Genomic DNA, 16186 nt, shown 5'->3' on the forward strand with positions numbered 1-16186 from the left:
TTCGGTTATGGGGATGCGTTGGTTGACCATCGCGTAGTTTTGGCTGGCAATATGGTCAGGCCTCTTCGTGATTGGTGCTGATGATCATTTGAGCAGGCGGTGGAAAAGACGTGCCGCTAATGATGGCTTAGTGGTCAACCCGTGATCGCGTGTATGTAATTCAGCTCGATAGGAGCGAGGGACGAATGAGTTTTGTCGCCTCCTCAATCTCGTGGCCGCACATAGGTGCTGTCAGAAATTCAACTCATATACTTGGTGGCGCGCCAATCGTATTTTTGGGGGGAAAGGTGTGCGTTATGCAGATTTTTGAGGTTCGGCTCGGAGTATCAGTGTCAGAGAGGGGGACGGTCATGAGGCATGACGGGCGGCAAAGTCTCTGTCGAACTCGCCGTGCATGAATGTGTTTCTGGGAAAAGCGGGGTGGGTGAGGCCGCTTTTTTGCTCCAAATGAAAAAAATTTTGGGGGTGGGGAAATGAGGGCGCATACTCAAAATAGTATGCTTTCGAGGGTATGCATACTATTTTGAATGTCCCGGTTTAAAAGGATTTCAGAGGAAATAGTATGGTAAGTGGGGTTATAGATTGTTGTCGGCATTTTCCGAGCGATCGCCTTGGGCCGCCGCCTCGCTGACCGCTTGGGTCACTTGAGGGCGGCGCACATGCCAAAGCTCGTGGAACTCGGCGCGCATCCGCGCCTCGCCCTCGGGGGTGATCAGCGCGGTGCCAGCGGTGCGAGGTGGGCGATAACGACTCATGGCAACTTCTTGTGGTGGTAAGGACGAAAGTCTATCAACCCTCGCGCAACACTGTCAGCGGGCTGGCGTTGAGCGCCCGTCGGGTGCCAAACACCCCCGCAGCGCCGATCAGCAGCGCACCCGCCAGCGGCAACATCAGCAACCATGGGTGCGGATGCCAGGGCAGATCGAAAGCAAAGCGGTAGAGCACCAGGCTGACCAGTTCCGAGCCCAGGGCCGCCAGCAACCCGCTGACCGCACCCAACAGGCCGAATTCGATGCGTCGGGCCTTGACTAGCATGGGGCGCTCGGCCCCCAGGGCCCGCAGCAGCGCGCCTTGGCGAATCCGTTCATCCAGGGTGGCTTGCAGGCCGGAGAACAGCACCGCCATGCCCGCCGCCAGGACAAACAGCAGCACGTACTCCACGGCCAGGGTCACCTGGGCCAGGATGCTGCGCAGTTGTTGCAGCAGGGCTTCGACCTGCAGAATCGTCACCGCCGGAAAGGCCCGGGCCAGGTCGACGATCTGCTGGTCGTGACCGGCGGCCAGATAGAAGCTGGTGAGGTAGGTGGCCGGCAGGTCCTTCAGGGTGCCGGGTTGGAAGATCATGAAGAAGTTGGGTTGGAAGTTGTCCCAGTTGATCTCCCGCAGGCTGGTGACCTTCGCCTCGCGGTTGATGCCTCCCACGCTGAACACCAGCCGGTCGCCCAGCTTGATCTGCAGGTTTTCGGCCACTTTGCCTTCCACCGACACCCCCGGTATATCGTCCGGCGGCTGCTGCGGCCACCAGTTCCCGGCGGTGACGACGTTTCCTTCCGGCAGGTCCGCGGCCCAGGTCAGGCTCAGGTCGCGCTGCAGTGCCCGATCCCCGGCCGAGTCCTTGGTGACGAACTCCCTGGCCGGTTCGCCGTTGATGCTGATGAGCCGCCCCGGTACCACGGGATAGAGCGGGGCCGATTGCGCCGACAGCTGCAACAGCTTGTCGATGAAGGCCTGCTTGTCATTGGGCAGGATGTTCAGCGCGAAGTAGTTGGGGGCGTTTTTCGGCAACTGGTTTTGCCAAGTGTCCAGCAACTCGCCGCGCAGCAGGGCGATCAATGCCATGGACAACAGGATCAGGCCGAATGCCAATGCCTGGCCGGCCGCGGCCAGGGGATGGCGCAGCAACTGGCCGAGCCCCAGCCGCCAGGGCAAGGAAGCGCGGGCGAGCATCCGGCGCAGGCTCTGGAGCAGCAGCAACAGCAGGCCGCCAAGCACCAGTGCGGCGACGACACCGCCGCCGAGCAGGGCGAAGGTCAGCACCAGGTCCAGGCTCAGGCGCCACATGATCAGGCCAAGGGCACCCAGCGCGGCACCATAGACCACCCAGGTACTGGAAGGGATGGGCAGCATGTCCCGGCGCAATACGCGCAATGGCGGCACCCGCCCCAACGCGGCCAGGGGCGGCAGGGCGAACCCCGCCAGCGCCACCAGCCCTGTGCCGATCCCGGCGATGGCCGGCAACAGCCCGCCGGGCGGTACCGTGGCGGGTAGCAGGTCATGCAGCAAGGCGAACAGTCCCAATTGGGCGATCCAGCCGAGCAGGGCGCCGCTGAGGCTCGCCAGCAGGCCCAGTACCGTCAGTTGCAGGCTGAACAGCAGCATGGTTTCCCGACGTGACAAGCCCAGGCAGCGCAGCAGCGCACTGGCATCGAAACGTCGTGTGGCGAAACGGTTGGCGGAGAGCGCAACCGCGACGCCGGACAAGAGCACCGCCACCAGGCTGGCCATGTTCAGGTAGCGCTCGGCCTTGCCCAGGGCGCCACCGATCTGCCGGTTGCCGTCACGGGCATCCTGCAGGCGCTGGTTGGCTTCCAGGCCTGGCTTGATCAGGTCGCGATAGGTTTGCAGGGCAGACGCCGGGCCTCGCCAGAGGTCGCGATAGCTGACGCGGCTGCCGGGCTGCACCACGCCGGTGGCTTCCAGATCCTTGAGGTTGATCATGACCCGGGGCGTGAGGCTGTAGAAATTGCCGGCGCGATCCGGTTCGTAAGTCAGCACCCGGCTCAGGCGCAAGGTGGTGTTGCCGACATCGATGCTGTCGCCGATCTTCAGATCCAGTGCCGTCAGCAGCCGGGCTTCGACCCATGCCTCGCCCGGGTTCGGTCGTCCGCCGGGCTCTTCCGGGGCAAAGGGGGAAGGGGCGCTCTTCAGTTCGCCGCGCAACGGGTAGAGGTCGTCGGCAGCCTTGACGCTGGAAAGCTGGATGCCGTTGTCGGTGGCGACGACACTGGAGAACTCCACGACAAGGGCATGCTCCAGGCCCAGCTCGGTGCCGCTGCGGATCTGCTCGGGACGGGCAGGCGAGCTGCCTTCGAGCAGCAGGTCCGCGCCGAGGAATTCGGTGGCGCGCAGCATCATCGCGCCGTTGAGTCGGGCGCCGAAGTAGCCGATGGCGGTGCTGGCCGCCACGGCGACCAGCAAAGCGAAAAACAACACACGCAACTCGCCGGCGCGGGCGTCGCGCAACAATTGGCGGACAGCGAGGCTGAACAGGCGCAACAGCGGCAAGCGTGCCATCAAGGCTCCAGGGGCGCGACCATCTGGCCGGCTTCAAGTCGGATCAGGCGCCGGCAGCGATGGGCCAGGCGTTCGTCGTGGGTGACCAGCACCAGGGTTGTGCCGCTTTCCTTGTTCAGTTCGAACAAGAGATCGCTGATGCGCTCGCCGGTGTGGCTGTCGAGGTTCCCGGTGGGTTCGTCGGCGAAGAGCACGTCGGGCTCGGCGGCGAAGGCACGGGCAATGGCCACACGCTGCTGCTCGCCACCGGAGAGCTGGCGAGGCGAGTGGGTCAGGCGCTGGCCCAGGCCGACCCGTTGCAACAGTTCCGTGGCGCGTTCACGGGCGTCCTTGCGACCGTCCAGCTCCAGGGGCAGCATGACGTTTTCCAGCGCATTGAGGCTGTCGAGCAGTTGGAACGACTGGAAGACGAAACCGACATGCTCGGCGCGGATCCGCGCCCGTTGGTCTTCATCCAATGCACTGAGAGCCTGCCCGGCGAGGGTCACTTCACCGCCGCTGGGCAGGTCCAGGCCGGCCAGCAGGCCCAGTAGGGTGGATTTGCCGGAACCGGACGCGCCGACAATGGCCAGGCTGTCGCCCTTGTTCAATTCCAGGCTGAGTTCGTGCAGGATGGTCAGTTCACCTTCCGCGCTGGGAACCACTTTGCTAAGGTCCTGCGCGGTGAGAATGCTTGAGCCCATGGAGAATCCGATGCGTGTGTGGTTTTTGAGTGCCGGCCTGGCCTTGATGTGCATGGTCCAGAACGCAGCGGCGGGTACAGTCCTGATCGTTGGCGATAGTATCAGCGCGGCTTTCGGCCTGGATACCCGGCAAGGCTGGGTGTCGTTGCTCGAGCAACGGCTCAAGGCCGAGGGTTTTGACGACAAAGTAGTCAATGCGTCCATCAGTGGCGACACCAGCGCAGGAGGCCAGGCACGGCTGCCGACGCTGCTTGCAGCCCATAAGCCGACCCTGGTGATTCTGGAGTTGGGTGGCAACGACGGCCTGCGCGGGCAGCCGCCAACACAATTGCAACAAAACCTTGCAGCGATGATCGACGCCTCCCGCGCCAGCGGTGCGAAGGTGCTGCTGCTGGGCATGCAACTGCCGCCCAATTATGGCCGGCGCTACACCGATGCCTTCGCCAAGGTCTACAGCACCCTGGCCGATGAGAAAAAAGTGCCGCTGGTGCCGTTTTTCCTCAAGGACGTCGGTGGGGTCCCAGGGATGATGCAGGGTGACGGACTGCACCCGTCCGTCGCGGCCCAGGGCAAGTTGCTGGAAAATGTCTGGCCGACACTGAAACCGCTGCTTTGACGCTTTTCTAGAGACGGTCTTTCGGCTAATGTGGCGCCCCCGATTTGGAGCCCCCGATGCCGCGTCCTGCCTGGTCCCTGTTTGCCTACCAACTGATCGAGCCTGACGAACAGCTGGACCTGTTCGCCTGCCAGGAAGTGCGGGTGCATCTGGTGACCCGGCAACTGGAGCTCGGTGGTTCGGCGGACCGCACGCTCTGCGGCAGCCTGCTGCCGGCCCAGCCGCGCTGGTCGGGCGTCGATCGGCGGATATTCCAGGATCATCGCCTGTGCTCGCTGTGCCGGGCGATCCTCGAGTCCCAGAAGCGCGGTACCTCCCCGATCTGGCCGGAACTGCGGTTCGAGTTGTAATTTTCAGCTTCGAAACTTGCCCTGTGAGGTGAGCTGGACGGCAGTGTATCGGACGGACCATCGCCGCTCTCCCCGTAATACCGGGCTGCGGTGTACAATCGCCGTTTTCATACCCTCTGTTCGATCTGCGAAGGATGTCCCGGATGTTGCTGCGCTTGCCTGCCGTCGCCCGCTGCCTGTCTCTTGCCGCCCTGTGTGCGGCGGGGCCCGTTGCTGCACTGGAGCTGCCTCTGCCGCCGCCGGGCGAGGACATCGTTGGTCAGGTGCAGGTGATCAAGGCCAAATACGAAGACACCTTCGCCGACCTGGGCACGACCTATGACCTGGGTTACACCGAGATGGTCGCCGCCAACCCGGGCGTCGACCCCTGGTTGCCCGGAGCTGGCACGGAGATTGTACTGCCAACGCGTTTCATCCTGCCGCCAGGTCCGCGCGAAGGCATCGTGATCAACCTTGCCGAATACCGCCTCTACTACTTCCCCAAGGGCAAGAACGTGGTCTATACCTTCCCGTTGGGAATCGGTCGTGAAGGTTGGGGCTCGCCCATCGCCCACACGAGCATTACTGCCAAGACGCCGAACCCGACCTGGACCCCGCCGGCGTCGATCAGGGCCGAACACGCCGCCGACGGGGACCCGTTGCCCAGCGTGGTGCCGGCGGGACCCGATAATCCGCTGGGGCCATTCAAGTTCACCCTGGGCACCCCGGGCTATCTGATCCATGGCTCGAACAAGAAATTTGGTATCGGTATGCGCACCAGCCACGGTTGCTTCCGGATGTTCAACAACAATGTCCTGGAAATGGCCGGTATGGTGCCAGTGGGCACGTCGGTACGGATCATCAACGACCCTTACAAGCTGGGCTTGAGCGGCGGCAAGGTTTATCTGGAAGCCCATACGCCGTTGGATGACAAGGGCAACCCATCGGTGGTGGACAAGCACACCGCGGTGATCAACGCGATGCTCAAGCGTGAAGACATCACCAGCAACCTGCGCATGGACTGGAACGTAGTGCGTGACGTGGTGGCCGCCGAAGATGGCCTGCCGGTCGAGATCGCCGTCCCGAATGCTTCGGCGCCGATGGTCTCGAGCGCACCGATCGACCTGCAGCAGTAAGGTCCTGTTTCGACCCGCCGGCGTCTTGCGATGCCGGCGGGTTTTTTATTGCCTGGGGGAAAACACCGGGCAATAAAAAAGCCGACCCAAGAAATGGATCGGCTCGATAACAATCCCGGAGGACTATTACTTGCGGCTAGCTTTTTCCAGCATGCGCAGAGCACGCTCGTTAGCTTCGTCAGCAGTCTGTTGTGCTTTTTGAGCAGCAGCCAGAGCTTCATCAGCTTTACGGTAGGCTTCGTCTGCACGAGCCTGGGCGCGAGCTGCTGCGTCTTCGGTAGCAGTCAGACGTGCTTCGGTTTCTTTCGATGCGCTGCTGCAACCGGTAGCCAGAACTGCGGCCAGGGCCAGAGCAGAGAATTTCAGAACGTTGTTCATCGTGTTCCCCTTCAAGGACTTTCTATTTAGTGACTGTCTCCTCAGAGTGAGGAGTTAGCCGGCGTACATACTACCCATTACTTGTAGTAAGTAAACTGACGTAGCGCAAGAAGCAAAAAAATTGTAGGCGGTGATTCTTTTTCGAGCAACTTTTCTTGCTGTTGTTTAAAAAATATACAGCGCCAAGCCCTTGAATGGAGCGTGCCCGTGCACAAAAGTTCCGCTGGCGAGAGGAACTCTTGCGGGGGCGCTAAAGTCGCTGTTTATTGATTCGGCTACACTTTTGTTCATTTTTTGCGCAGTGTCCCGGGCATCTTTATTGGCAGGGCCGGTGACTTTAACTACGCACGCTCGTCTCAAGACTCAACAACTGGCGATGTTCAGCTATTGCGCCTTCGCTGACTTCAGCGCAACGCTGGCGTTCAAGTCGCTAAATCCGACGAGGCTACCTCCAATGACAGGTGTGCCTTGAGCATTTGCGTCATTGGTGCTTACTATTCACGACGTGCTCGGGTTTGAGTGATTGATTTTTTGCGCTCGGTGACCGGACAGGCACGGGGTGGCGTAGATGTTCCTTCGCCGGAAAAACATCGGTAAGGTAGGGGTCAGCATTCAGACCCGCGAGGAGTAGTGATGAGCGAGGCGTTGTCCATCCACCATGACCAGGCTGGTCATCAGTTCGAGACCACTGTGGACGGTCATCGTGCCTATCTGACCTATATGGACCTGGGAAAACAGACCCTGGATATCTATCGGACGTTCGTGCCCAACGCCCTGCGTGGCAGGGGGATTGCGGCGGCACTGACTGAAAAGGCGCTGCAGTACGCCGAAGACATGGGCTACACGGTGATCCCGTCCTGTTCCTACGTGGAGCGCTACATGGAGCGTCACCAGCGGCACGCGGCGAAGCTCTGAGACAACGGATCCCACAATAAAAAACGCCGGGTTTGAAAGCCCGGCGTTTTTTTATTGTGCGGCGAAATGATCGATCAGCTGCGCTGACGCTTTGGCAGCACGTCCTTGAGTTTGGCGTGCATGCTGCGCAGGGTGTTCTCGGTCGCGCTCCAGTCGATGCAGGCATCGGTGATGGAGACGCCGTACTGCAAGTCGGCGAGGTCTTTCGGGATCGCCTGGCAGCCCCAGTTCAGGTGGCTCTCGACCATCAGGCCGATAATCGACTGGTTGCCTTCCAGGATCTGGTTGGCCACGTTCTCCATCACCAGGGGTTGCAGTGCCGGGTCCTTGTTGGAGTTGGCGTGGCTGCAGTCGACCATGATGTTCGGCTTGATCTTCGCCTTGTTCAGCGCCTGTTCGCACAGGGCGACACTGACCGAGTCGTAGTTGGGCTTGCCGTTGCCACCGCGCAGCACCACGTGACCGTAGGCATTGCCCTTGGTAGTGACGATCGAAACGCCGCCTTCCTGGTTGATGCCAAGGAAGCGGTGAGGGCTGGAAACCGATTGCAGGGCGTTGATGGCAACGGTGAGGCCGCCGTCGGTGCCGTTCTTGAAGCCCACGGCCGAAGACAGGCCGGAGGCCATCTCACGGTGGGTCTGGGATTCGGTGGTGCGCGCGCCGATGGCGGACCAACTGATCAGGTCTTGCAGGTATTGCGGGGAGATCGGGTCCAGGGCTTCGGTCGCGGTGGGCAGGCCCATTTCGGCCAGGTCCAGCAGCAGTTGGCGACCGATGTGCAAGCCATCCTGGATCTTGAACGAGTCGTCCAGGTACGGATCGTTGATCAGGCCTTTCCAGCCGACGGTGGTCCGGGGTTTCTCGAAATACACCCGCATGACCAGGTACAGCGTGTCGGAAACTTCCGCCGCCAGCACTTTCAGGCGCTCGGCGTATTCGTGGGCGGCCTTGATGTCATGGATCGAGCAGGGCCCGATGACCACGAACAGGCGGTGGTCGGTGCCGTCGAGAATGTTGCGGATGACTTCCCGCCCCTTGGTCACGGTGCGCAGGGCAGCGTCGCTCAGGGGGATATCGCGCTTGAGCTGGTCAGGCGTGATGAGGGTCTCGTTGGAGGCGACGTTAAGGTCATTGATCGGTAAATCAGCCATCGTGTTACTCGTCAGGTCACGGGTGCCGGCCGCCAGCGATCCCCGCGCGGCGGTGCACAGCGGATTTAAGCGCGTCGGGGAGCCGAACCTTAGCGCGTTACGAGGCTGCTCGACAATGGGCAGGGGCTGGTTTCAAGGGGATTTATCCCAGCTTTTGTGGGCGCAAGGCTTGCCCGCGATGAAGGTGCCTCGGTTCCAAGGTAAACCGCGTAGACTTTATCGCGGGCAAGCCTTGCTCCCACAGCTTTACAAGAGGAGTCGCAAAGATGCAGGCAGGCGTAAAACCCCGGATCGGGATGATCGGTACCGGAGCCATCGGTGGGTTCTATGGGGTCATGCTGGCGCGTGCCGGCTTTGATGTGCACTTTTTATTGCGCAGCGAATTCGCTGCGGTGGCCGAGCACGGCTTGCGTATCGACAGCGCGGTCCACGGGTCCTTGAACCTGAATCCGGTCCAGGCGTATCGCAGCGCGGCGGACATGCCGCGCTGCGACTGGCTGCTGGTCGGTGCCAAGACCACCAGCAATGCCGACCTCGCTCCGGCCATCGTCCAGGCAGCGGCTGACGGTGCGAAGGTCGTGTTGCTGCAGAACGGCCTCGATGTCGAAGAGGCGCTACGTCCCTTGCTGCCAGAGTCGATGCATCTGCTGGGTGGCTTGTGCCTGATCTGCGTACACCGTGCCAGCCCGGGCATCATCGCCCACCAGGCCCTTGGCTCGGTCAACATCGGCTATCACAGCGGCCCATCTCACGACCAGGCTGAACGCATGACGGTTGTCGAGGCGGCGGCAGGGCTGTTCCGGGCCGCCGGTGTCGAGGCTCAGGCAATGCCCGACCTGCAACAGGCACGCTGGCAGAAATTGGTGTGGAACGTGCCCTATAACGGTCTTTCGGTGCTGTTGGGGGCCAGCACCACGCCGCTGATGGCCGACGATCACAGCCGTGGGCTGATTCAGGCGCTGATGGCCGAAGTGGTGCGCGGCGCCCGGGCCTGCGGTCATCATATTGCATCGGACTACGCCGGGTATTTGTTCGCGATGACCGAAAAGATGTCCGATTACTGGCCGAGCATGTATCACGACTATTCCCACAAACGCGTGCTGGAACTGGATGCAATCTACGGCCGGCCATTGGCGTCGGCGAAAGCGGCGGGGTGTGAACTACCGAAAATCGAGGCCTTGTACCAGGCGTTGGCGTTCATGGATCGGCGCAACCGCTGAACAGGTGAAGGGGGAGCGACATGGCAAGCAACATCGATGACAAACTGGTGCTGGCGATTTCGTCGCGGGCGCTGTTCGATCTGAGCGAAAGCCACAAGGTTTATCTGTCGAGCGGCGTCGAGGCCTATCGGCAATACCAGATCGAACATGAAGACGAAGTCCTCGAACCTGGCGATGCGTTCGCCCTCGTGCAGAAGTTGTTGAGCCTCAACCAGTACCTGGGGCGTGCCCGGGTCGAGGTGATCCTGGTGTCACGCAACAGCGCCGACACGGGCCTGCGGGTGTTCAACTCGATTCACCACTATGGCTTGGCGATCTCCCGCGCCGCGTTCGTCGGCGGGCGCAGTCCTTATCCTTACCTCAAGGCGTTCGGCTGTGATCTTTTCCTGTCCACCCATGCCGAGGATGTACGCAATGCCCTCGATGCCGGCTTTGCTGCGGCCACCATCCTCTCGGGCGGTGCCAGCCGCGCCGCCAGTGAGGAACTGCGTATTGCCTTCGACGGCGATGCGGTGCTGTTCTCCGATGAGTCGGAGCGCATCTATCAGACCGGTGGTCTCGAAGCGTTCCAGGCCAGCGAACGGCAGTCGGCCCGCGAGCCGTTGCGAGGCGGGCCGTTCAAGGGCTTCCTGGCGGCGCTCAATGCCCTGCAACGGGAGTTCCCGGAGGATGTCTGCCCGATCCGCACGGCGCTGGTCACCGCCCGTTCGGCTCCGGCCCACGAGCGGGTTATCCGGACCTTGCGCGAGTGGGACATCCGTCTGGACGAATCGCTGTTTCTCGGTGGCCTGACCAAGTCTGCGTTCCTCGAAGCCTTTGCTGCCGACGTGTTTTTCGACGATCAGACGGGCCACTGCGAACTGGCTCGCGAGGTGGTCGCCACCGGCCACGTGCCCCACGGCATCAGTAACGAAGTGAAGCCCTGACTGTCCCGTTCTCCGGCGCCCGTCGCACTCTTCAAGGCACTGCTAAGCTGAATCCATCTCCGCCATTCTGGCACGCGAGGAGGTCACATGATTCGCTCGATGCTGTACGCCACAGACTTGGGGCTCTACGCCCCTTATGTGATGCAGCATGCCTTGGCGTTGGCACGGACGTTTAAAGCCGAGTTGTATGTAGTGCATGCGGTAGAACCGATGGGGCTGTTCGCCGAATCGGTGTTACAAAGCTATCTCGACGAGCAGGCGCTGAACGAATTTCATCGACAGGGTCTGAATACGGTGATGGCCAATATCGAACAGCGGGTACTCGACAGTTTTCGGGAGGAGCTGGGGGAGGGGCAGCAGGATTTGAAGCTGATCAGGTCGGTCAGGGTGTTTCAGGGCGATCCTTCCCAGGTCATTCTCGAACAGGCTGCGAAACTCTCCGTCGATTTGCTGATCGTAGGCAGTCACTGTCAGGGGGCCAGTGGTGAAACGCCCTTGGGCCGGACCGCCGCCCGGGTTTTGCAGTTGGCTCGGGTGCCGGTCTATCTGGTGCCGCTGGTGCAGCGTCGGCGCCAGGGAGAAGCTTAAGGTCAAATGATGGCTTTTATAAAAAGTTCTAGATTTCTTGCCACGACCATTCATATAGTTATATACCGTCGCTGATGCCCGTGGCGTCCAACTGCTTTGAGGGATACATATGAAGCTTCAACAACTGCGCTACATCTGGGAAGTGGCGCACCACGACCTCAACGTTTCCGCCACTGCGCAAAGCCTCTACACATCACAACCCGGCATCAGCAAGCAGATTCGCCTGTTGGAAGACGAACTGGGCGTCGAAGTCTTCGCCCGCAGCGGCAAGCATCTGACCCGCGTGACGCCGGCGGGCGAGCGCATCATTACCACGGCCGGCGAGATCCTGCGCAAGGTCGAAAGCATCAAGCAGATCGCCCAGGAATTCTCCAACGAGAAGAAAGGTACCTTGTCGATCGCCACCACCCACACCCAGGCGCGTTATGCGCTGCCGCCGGTGATCAGCAACTTCATCAAGCAATACCCGGACGTGGCACTGCACATGCACCAGGGCTCGCCGATGCAAATCGCCGAGATGGCTGCCGACGGCACGGTGGATTTTGCCATCGCCACCGAAGCCCTCGAGTTGTTCGGCGACCTGGTGATGATGCCCTGCTATCGCTGGAACCGCTGCGTGGCGGTGCCCCAGGGCCATCCGTTGACCAAATTGCCCAAATTGACCCTGGAAGCCCTGGCCGAATACCCCATCGTGACTTACGTGTTCGGCTTCACGGGCCGTTCGAAACTGGACGAGGCCTTCAGCCATCGCGGGCTGACGCCCAAAGTGGTGTTCACTGCCGCCGACGCCGACGTGATCAAGACCTACGTACGCCTTGGCCTGGGCGTGGGCATCGTGGCGAAGATGGCTGTCGATGCCAAGCTCGACAGCGACCTGGTGGTGCTGGATGCCAGCGAGTTGTTCGAATCCAGCGTGACCAAGATCGGCTTCCGCCGCGGTACCTTCCTGCGGGGGTTCATGTGCGATTTCATCGAGAAGTTCGCGCCGCACCTGACCCGGGAGGTCATGGCCAAGGCCATCCAGTGCCACAACAAGCAGGAGCTCGAAGAGCTGTTCGAGGGCGTCGAGCTGCCTGTGCACTGATCTTCGCTATATCGCCTCGGTGACAGCGAACTGTTGCCGGGCGCCCGCTACGACGATCTCCACTTCATCCCCTTCGAACTTACCCAGCAAGCCTCGGCCCAATGGCGAGCGAGGGGTGATGACCGTGATCGGTTGCCCCACCAGCGACACTTTCAATCCCGCGGCATCGGGCCCCAGGAACAGCCATTGCTGGCGACCATCTTCATCCTCCAGGCCGACCAGGGTACCGACCTGGATGCCGCGTTGCGCATCATAGGGCCTGAGGGGCAGGTTCTGGCAGAGGGCGAGGGCCTGGCGGATTTCCTCCACGCGCCTGGCTTGTCCAGCGGCGAGGTAGGACGCTTCGAGGCCCAGGGTGTCGTATTTGTTCTCGGCGATGTTTTCTTCGTGGGTCGCGGTTTCGTAGGCGGTCTGCGCGGCGCGTTCGGCGATGTCCAGATCGACCTTGAGTTTGTCGATGATCAATTGGTGAACGGTTTGTTTGTTCATGATCAGTCGCAGAATTGCAAAACGTTGGCGCGGGTCTTCTCGCTCGGAGCGTTCCGGTCCTGTTCCAGCCAGAACTGGCATTTGGGGTTGGATTGATTGCGCGGGTTGCTGCGAGCCTGGTCGAGGGCCTGCCGTTGTTCGTTGCGCTGAAGGTTCTGCTGGTACTGTTCGAACATGGGATTCTGCGGTTCGGGAGGTGGCTGCACGGCCGGCGGTCGCACGAGTTGGTGCACCGCGGCGGCCACCGGGGCGAGTTGTTCGCCCAGGAAGAATTTAGACAGCAGCCACCCCGTCAGCACAATAGCGAGGAATCCCAGCCACAGGCCCAGGGCGATGCTGATGGTCAGTTGCAAAGCGGTGAGACGCGGGGCGGGTGGGTGATCAGGCATGGCTGCTTCCTGGCAGGGACACGGGTAGGCAGTGATTGTCGCATGAAGATTAATCGCCGTCGGCTCTTCTGCATCATCGGTTTATTCGGGACAATCGAAGCTTTGCCACAGGGAATCGGGAATGACCGTGCGTTGGGATATTTTTTGCACCGTCGTCGATAACTTTGGCGACATCGGCGTCACCTGGCGCCTGGCCCGGCAATTGGTGGCCGAACACCAATGCGCGGTTCGGCTATGGGTCGATGACCTGCGAGCCTTCGAACGGCTCTGCCCGGAAATCGACGTTGCGCTGGCCGAGCAATGGCAACAAGGCGTAGATGTACGCCATTGGCCCAAGGACTGGCCGGGCGCCGACGCCGCCGATGTGGTGATCGCTGCGTTTGCCTGCCAGTTGCCGGGCGCCTATATGGACGCAATGGCGGAGCGCCAGACCACGCCGCTGTGGATGAACCTGGACTACCTGAGCGCCGAGGACTGGGTCATCGGCTGCCACGGGTTGCCGTCGGTCAAATACAGGCATGTCCAGAAGTATTTCTTTTTCCCCGGCTTTCGCGAGGGGACCGGCGGCTTGCTGCGTGAGTCTGGATTGCTGGAGCGGTGCCGGCAGTTCCAACAGGACGTCGCGGCGCAACAGACGTTCCTGCAAGGATTGGGCGTCGAGCGGGCAGCGGATGCGCAGCTGATTTCGCTGTTTGCCTACGAAAATGCCGGCCTGGCCAGCTGGTTCGATGCGATGGCCGGCGATGCCCGGCCGTCCCATGTGCTGGTTCCCGAAGGGCGGGTGCTGGGGGATGTCGAGCGTTGGCTCGGGATTGCCGACCTCAAGGTCGGTGCGTTGCATCGACGCGGAGCTCTGACGGTACAGGTGCTGCCGTTCGTCAGACAGGATCAGTACGATCAGTTGCTCTGGTGCTGCGATTTCAATGCCGTGCGGGGCGAAGACTCTTTCGTGCGCGCGCAATGGGCGGGTCGACCTTTCCTCTGGCATATCTACCAGCAGGAAGAAGACGTTCATCTGGAAAAACTCGACGCATTCCTCAGGCTTTACACCCAGGGGCTTCCTGGGCCGGCCGAAAAAGCGATGAGCGGTCTCTGGCGGGCGTGGAATGCCGGCCAAGACATGTCCCAACACTGGAAAACCACCTGCGAGCAGCAGCCGAAGCTGGCTGAACATGCCCGTGCGTGGTGCCTGGAACAGGCTTCGCGACCCGATCTTGCCGCGGCGCTGGTGAAGTTTTATGGAAATTGGATATGATACGCGGCCTAGATTTTTGTCACTCCCATCCAAATTCGGATATTCGCAATGAAAACTGGTAAAGAACTCAAACCCGGTACCGTGATTCGTATCGACAACGATCCTTGGCTGGTTCAGAAAGCTGAATTCACCAAGTCGGGTCGTAACAGCGCGATCATGAAGACCAAGCTGAAGAACCTGCTGACCGGTTACAAGACCGAAACCGTTTACGGTGCGGACGACAAACTGGACGACGTGATCCTCGACCGCAAGGAAGCGACCCTGTCCTTCATCAGCGGCGACTCCTACACGTTCATGGACACCACTGACTACACCATGTACGAGCTGAACGCTGAAGACATCGAAAGCGTTCTGCCATTCGTGGAAGAAGGCATGACCGACGTCTGCGAAGCCGTATTCTTCGAAGGCCGTCTGGTTTCCGTAGAACTGCCGACCACCATCGTGCGTCAGGTTGACTATACCGAAGGTTCCGCCCGCGGCGACACTTCCGGCAAGGTGATGAAGCCTGCCAAACTGAAGAACGGTACCGAGCTGTCGGTTGCTGACTTCATCGAAATCGGCGACATGATCGAGATCGATACCCGCGAAGGCGGTTCCTACAAAGGCCGCGCTAAATAAGCGAAGTCTAGTGTGTGAAAAAGCCCGACCATTGAGTCGGGCTTTTTCATTCTGTGGGGTCCTGTCAGTCAGTTCCCTCGCCATTTTTCATTTCAAATGCTGTTTCAACTCCTCCGACACCTGCAACATCGCTGAACGCACCGCGGGCACCTGGCTGACCACGTTGAGCAGGCCATAGTCGTGAATCATGCCGTTGTAGCGCACCGCCGTGACCGGCACCCCGGCCGCATCCAGTTTACGTGCGTAGGCTTCACCTTCATCGCGCAGCACATCGGCTTCGGCGGTCTGCACCAACGCGGGCGGCAGGCCCTTGAGTTGTGCGGTGCTGGCCCGCAGCGGCGAAGCGTAGATCTCGTTACGTTGTCCGGCATCGGTGGTGTAGTTGTCCCAGAACCATTTCATCATGTTCTTGCTGAGGAAATGTCCCTCGGCGAATTGGTTGTAGGACGCGGTCTCGAAACTCGCATCGGTCACCGGCCATAACAACGCCTGGAAGCGAATTGCCGGCGTGCCCTTGTCCTTGGCCATCAAGGCCACGACGGCTGCCATGTTGCCGCCGACACTGTTACCCGCCACGGCCAGGCGTTTGCCGTCGACATTGATCTGCTTACCGTGCTCGGCCACCCATTTGGTCGCGGCATAGGCCTGGTTGATCGCTACTGGGTAATGCGCCTCAGGGGAGGGCGTGTAGTTGACGAATACCGCCACGGCTCCCGATCCCGCCACCAGATCCCGAACCAGGCGTTCATGGGTTGGGAAATCTCCCAGGACCCAGCCACCGCCGTGGAAGAACATGAACACGGGTAGCTCACCCTTGACCCCGGCCGGGCGAACGATGGTCAGGCTGATCGACTGGCCATCGACCTGGATGGTCTTCTCGCTGACATCCGCCTTGGGCAAGGTCAGTTTTACCCCCGCCTGGGCACCGACCAGTACTGCCCGGGCATCCTTCGGCGAAAGTTGTTCCAGGGGCTTGCCGGTGCCGGCATTCAATGCATCGAGAAACGCCTGGGTGTTGTGCTCGACGATGCCGTCGGCGAAGGCGCTGCTGACGCCAAGTGCGAGTAGGGTGCCGGTCAGGGCCTGGGTGAACGTGTTCATGGGAATCTCCTTGG

Annotated in this window: 17 protein-coding genes and 1 pseudogene; 10 read left to right on the forward strand and 8 right to left on the reverse strand. The window is 61.0% G+C overall.

The genetic code is table 11. The annotated features are described in order from the left end of the window. Positions 1 to 587 precede the first annotated feature (587 nt). The 3 genes and pseudogenes from FBX99_RS13775 to FBX99_RS13785 form a co-directional block, all read right to left on the reverse strand. A pseudogene (locus FBX99_RS13775) lies at positions 588 to 755 on the reverse strand (transcription elongation factor GreB); the annotation flags it as partial. Between the two features lie 34 nt (positions 756 to 789). Further along, positions 790 to 3294: an ABC transporter permease gene (locus FBX99_RS13780; protein ID WP_145131804.1), complete on the reverse strand. Its 2505-nt coding sequence runs from the start codon at positions 3292 to 3294 to the stop codon at positions 790 to 792. Continuing rightward, entirely contained in the window at positions 3294 to 3977 is a 684-nt protein-coding gene (locus FBX99_RS13785; RefSeq protein ID WP_144927282.1) for an ABC transporter ATP-binding protein, read from the reverse strand. The genes FBX99_RS13780 and FBX99_RS13785 overlap by 1 nt, the downstream gene beginning before the upstream one ends. A gap of 10 nt (positions 3978 to 3987) precedes the next feature. Between FBX99_RS13785 and FBX99_RS13790 the strand changes: the two genes are divergently transcribed. The 3 genes from FBX99_RS13790 to FBX99_RS13800 all read left to right on the forward strand — a co-directional run bounded on the left by FBX99_RS13790 (position 3988) and on the right by FBX99_RS13800 (position 6058). Beyond that, entirely contained in the window at positions 3988 to 4593 is a 606-nt protein-coding gene (locus tag FBX99_RS13790) for an arylesterase (protein ID WP_144927285.1), read from the forward strand. 56 nt (positions 4594 to 4649) lie between these two features. Continuing rightward, a complete protein-coding gene (locus tag FBX99_RS13795) occupies positions 4650 to 4943 on the forward strand; it encodes a hypothetical protein (protein WP_041020059.1) in 294 nt (97 codons plus the stop codon). Positions 4944 to 5086: 143 nt separating this feature from the next. After that, positions 5087 to 6058, forward strand: coding sequence for a L,D-transpeptidase family protein (locus tag FBX99_RS13800; protein WP_145131806.1), 972 nt, complete (start codon positions 5087 to 5089; stop codon positions 6056 to 6058). 126 nt (positions 6059 to 6184) lie between these two features. On the opposite strand, the gene oprI is transcribed toward FBX99_RS13800, so the two are convergent. Further along, positions 6185 to 6436 (reverse strand): outer membrane lipoprotei OprI, encoded by a 252-nt coding sequence (oprI, locus tag FBX99_RS13805; protein ID WP_011335311.1) that lies wholly within the window; start codon positions 6434 to 6436, stop codon positions 6185 to 6187. 633 nt (positions 6437 to 7069) lie between these two features. Between oprI and FBX99_RS13810 the strand changes: the two genes are divergently transcribed. Next, a complete protein-coding gene (locus tag FBX99_RS13810; RefSeq protein ID WP_024776680.1) occupies positions 7070 to 7351 on the forward strand; it encodes a GNAT family N-acetyltransferase in 282 nt (93 codons plus the stop codon). 74 nt (positions 7352 to 7425) lie between these two features. Here the strand turns inward: FBX99_RS13810 and FBX99_RS13815 are convergent, their stop codons facing one another. Then, positions 7426 to 8502, reverse strand: a complete 1077-nt coding sequence (locus FBX99_RS13815) for a 3-deoxy-7-phosphoheptulonate synthase (RefSeq protein WP_003183777.1) — start codon at positions 8500 to 8502, stop codon at positions 7426 to 7428. Between the two features lie 266 nt (positions 8503 to 8768). On the opposite strand from FBX99_RS13815, the gene FBX99_RS13820 reads away from it, so the two are divergent. The 4 genes from FBX99_RS13820 (at position 8769) to cysB (ending at position 12320) form a co-directional block, all read left to right on the forward strand. Continuing rightward, the gene (locus FBX99_RS13820; RefSeq protein ID WP_144927288.1) at positions 8769 to 9722 is read left to right on the forward strand and encodes a putative 2-dehydropantoate 2-reductase; all 954 of its coding nucleotides are present in this window, start codon (positions 8769 to 8771) and stop codon (positions 9720 to 9722) included. A gap of 20 nt (positions 9723 to 9742) precedes the next feature. Beyond that, positions 9743 to 10648, forward strand: a complete 906-nt coding sequence (locus tag FBX99_RS13825) for a 5'-nucleotidase (protein WP_144927291.1) — start codon at positions 9743 to 9745, stop codon at positions 10646 to 10648. A gap of 87 nt (positions 10649 to 10735) precedes the next feature. Next, a complete protein-coding gene (locus tag FBX99_RS13830) occupies positions 10736 to 11236 on the forward strand; it encodes a universal stress protein (protein ID WP_047701543.1) in 501 nt (166 codons plus the stop codon). Between the two features lie 109 nt (positions 11237 to 11345). Then, positions 11346 to 12320, forward strand: a complete 975-nt coding sequence (gene cysB / locus FBX99_RS13835; RefSeq protein WP_041020064.1) for an HTH-type transcriptional regulator CysB — start codon at positions 11346 to 11348, stop codon at positions 12318 to 12320. Between the two features lie 6 nt (positions 12321 to 12326). On the opposite strand, the gene FBX99_RS13840 is transcribed toward cysB, so the two are convergent. Both FBX99_RS13840 and FBX99_RS13845 read right to left on the reverse strand, forming a co-directional pair. Beyond that, a complete protein-coding gene (locus FBX99_RS13840; protein WP_144927294.1) occupies positions 12327 to 12809 on the reverse strand; it encodes a GreA/GreB family elongation factor in 483 nt (160 codons plus the stop codon). Between the two features lie 2 nt (positions 12810 to 12811). After that, positions 12812 to 13198: a cytochrome b/b6 domain-containing protein gene (locus FBX99_RS13845; RefSeq protein WP_144927297.1), complete on the reverse strand. Its 387-nt coding sequence runs from the start codon at positions 13196 to 13198 to the stop codon at positions 12812 to 12814. Between the two features lie 121 nt (positions 13199 to 13319). On the opposite strand from FBX99_RS13845, the gene earP reads away from it, so the two are divergent. Together earP and FBX99_RS13855 are read left to right on the forward strand one after the other, a co-directional pair. After that, positions 13320 to 14453 carry an elongation factor P maturation arginine rhamnosyltransferase EarP gene (gene earP, locus FBX99_RS13850; protein ID WP_144927300.1) on the forward strand — a complete coding sequence of 378 codons (1134 nt, stop codon included), beginning with the start codon at positions 13320 to 13322 and terminating at the stop codon, positions 14451 to 14453. A 48-nt stretch (positions 14454 to 14501) separates the two neighbouring features. Beyond that, positions 14502 to 15071, forward strand: coding sequence for an elongation factor P (locus FBX99_RS13855; protein ID WP_007955690.1), 570 nt, complete (start codon positions 14502 to 14504; stop codon positions 15069 to 15071). A gap of 87 nt (positions 15072 to 15158) precedes the next feature. On the opposite strand, the gene FBX99_RS13860 is transcribed toward FBX99_RS13855, so the two are convergent. Beyond that, positions 15159 to 16172 (reverse strand): alpha/beta hydrolase, encoded by a 1014-nt coding sequence (locus FBX99_RS13860; protein WP_144927303.1) that lies wholly within the window; start codon positions 16170 to 16172, stop codon positions 15159 to 15161. Positions 16173 to 16186: the final 14 nt, after the last annotated feature.

Origin of the sequence: Pseudomonas sp. SJZ074, from assembly GCF_007828215.1 — a bacterium.
Taxonomy (GTDB): Bacteria; Pseudomonadota; Gammaproteobacteria; order Pseudomonadales; family Pseudomonadaceae; genus Aquipseudomonas.

Excerpts from the sequence above, each read along its gene's own strand:
- FBX99_RS13790 (WP_144927285.1), top strand. The coding sequence starts at position 3,988 with ATGCGTGTGTGGTTTTTGAGTGCCGGCCTGGCCTTGATGTGCATGGTC.
- earP (WP_144927300.1), top strand. The coding sequence starts at position 13,320 with ATGACCGTGCGTTGGGATATTTTTTGCACCGTCGTCGATAACTTTGGC.
- oprI (WP_011335311.1), bottom strand. The coding sequence starts at position 6,436 with ATGAACAACGTTCTGAAATTCTCTGCTCTGGCCCTGGCCGCAGTTCTG.
- FBX99_RS13855 (WP_007955690.1), top strand. The coding sequence starts at position 14,502 with ATGAAAACTGGTAAAGAACTCAAACCCGGTACCGTGATTCGTATCGAC.
- cysB (WP_041020064.1), top strand. The coding sequence starts at position 11,346 with ATGAAGCTTCAACAACTGCGCTACATCTGGGAAGTGGCGCACCACGAC.
- FBX99_RS13800 (WP_145131806.1), top strand. The coding sequence starts at position 5,087 with ATGTTGCTGCGCTTGCCTGCCGTCGCCCGCTGCCTGTCTCTTGCCGCC.
- FBX99_RS13860 (WP_144927303.1), bottom strand. The coding sequence starts at position 16,172 with ATGAACACGTTCACCCAGGCCCTGACCGGCACCCTACTCGCACTTGGC.
- FBX99_RS13815 (WP_003183777.1), bottom strand. The coding sequence starts at position 8,502 with ATGGCTGATTTACCGATCAATGACCTTAACGTCGCCTCCAACGAGACC.
- FBX99_RS13830 (WP_047701543.1), top strand. The coding sequence starts at position 10,736 with ATGATTCGCTCGATGCTGTACGCCACAGACTTGGGGCTCTACGCCCCT.
- FBX99_RS13810 (WP_024776680.1), top strand. The coding sequence starts at position 7,070 with ATGAGCGAGGCGTTGTCCATCCACCATGACCAGGCTGGTCATCAGTTC.
- FBX99_RS13825 (WP_144927291.1), top strand. The coding sequence starts at position 9,743 with ATGGCAAGCAACATCGATGACAAACTGGTGCTGGCGATTTCGTCGCGG.
- FBX99_RS13795 (WP_041020059.1), top strand. The coding sequence starts at position 4,650 with ATGCCGCGTCCTGCCTGGTCCCTGTTTGCCTACCAACTGATCGAGCCT.
- FBX99_RS13820 (WP_144927288.1), top strand. The coding sequence starts at position 8,769 with ATGCAGGCAGGCGTAAAACCCCGGATCGGGATGATCGGTACCGGAGCC.
- FBX99_RS13780 (WP_145131804.1), bottom strand. The coding sequence starts at position 3,294 with ATGGCACGCTTGCCGCTGTTGCGCCTGTTCAGCCTCGCTGTCCGCCAA.
- FBX99_RS13785 (WP_144927282.1), bottom strand. The coding sequence starts at position 3,977 with ATGGGCTCAAGCATTCTCACCGCGCAGGACCTTAGCAAAGTGGTTCCC.
- FBX99_RS13845 (WP_144927297.1), bottom strand. The coding sequence starts at position 13,198 with ATGCCTGATCACCCACCCGCCCCGCGTCTCACCGCTTTGCAACTGACC.
- FBX99_RS13840 (WP_144927294.1), bottom strand. The coding sequence starts at position 12,809 with ATGAACAAACAAACCGTTCACCAATTGATCATCGACAAACTCAAGGTC.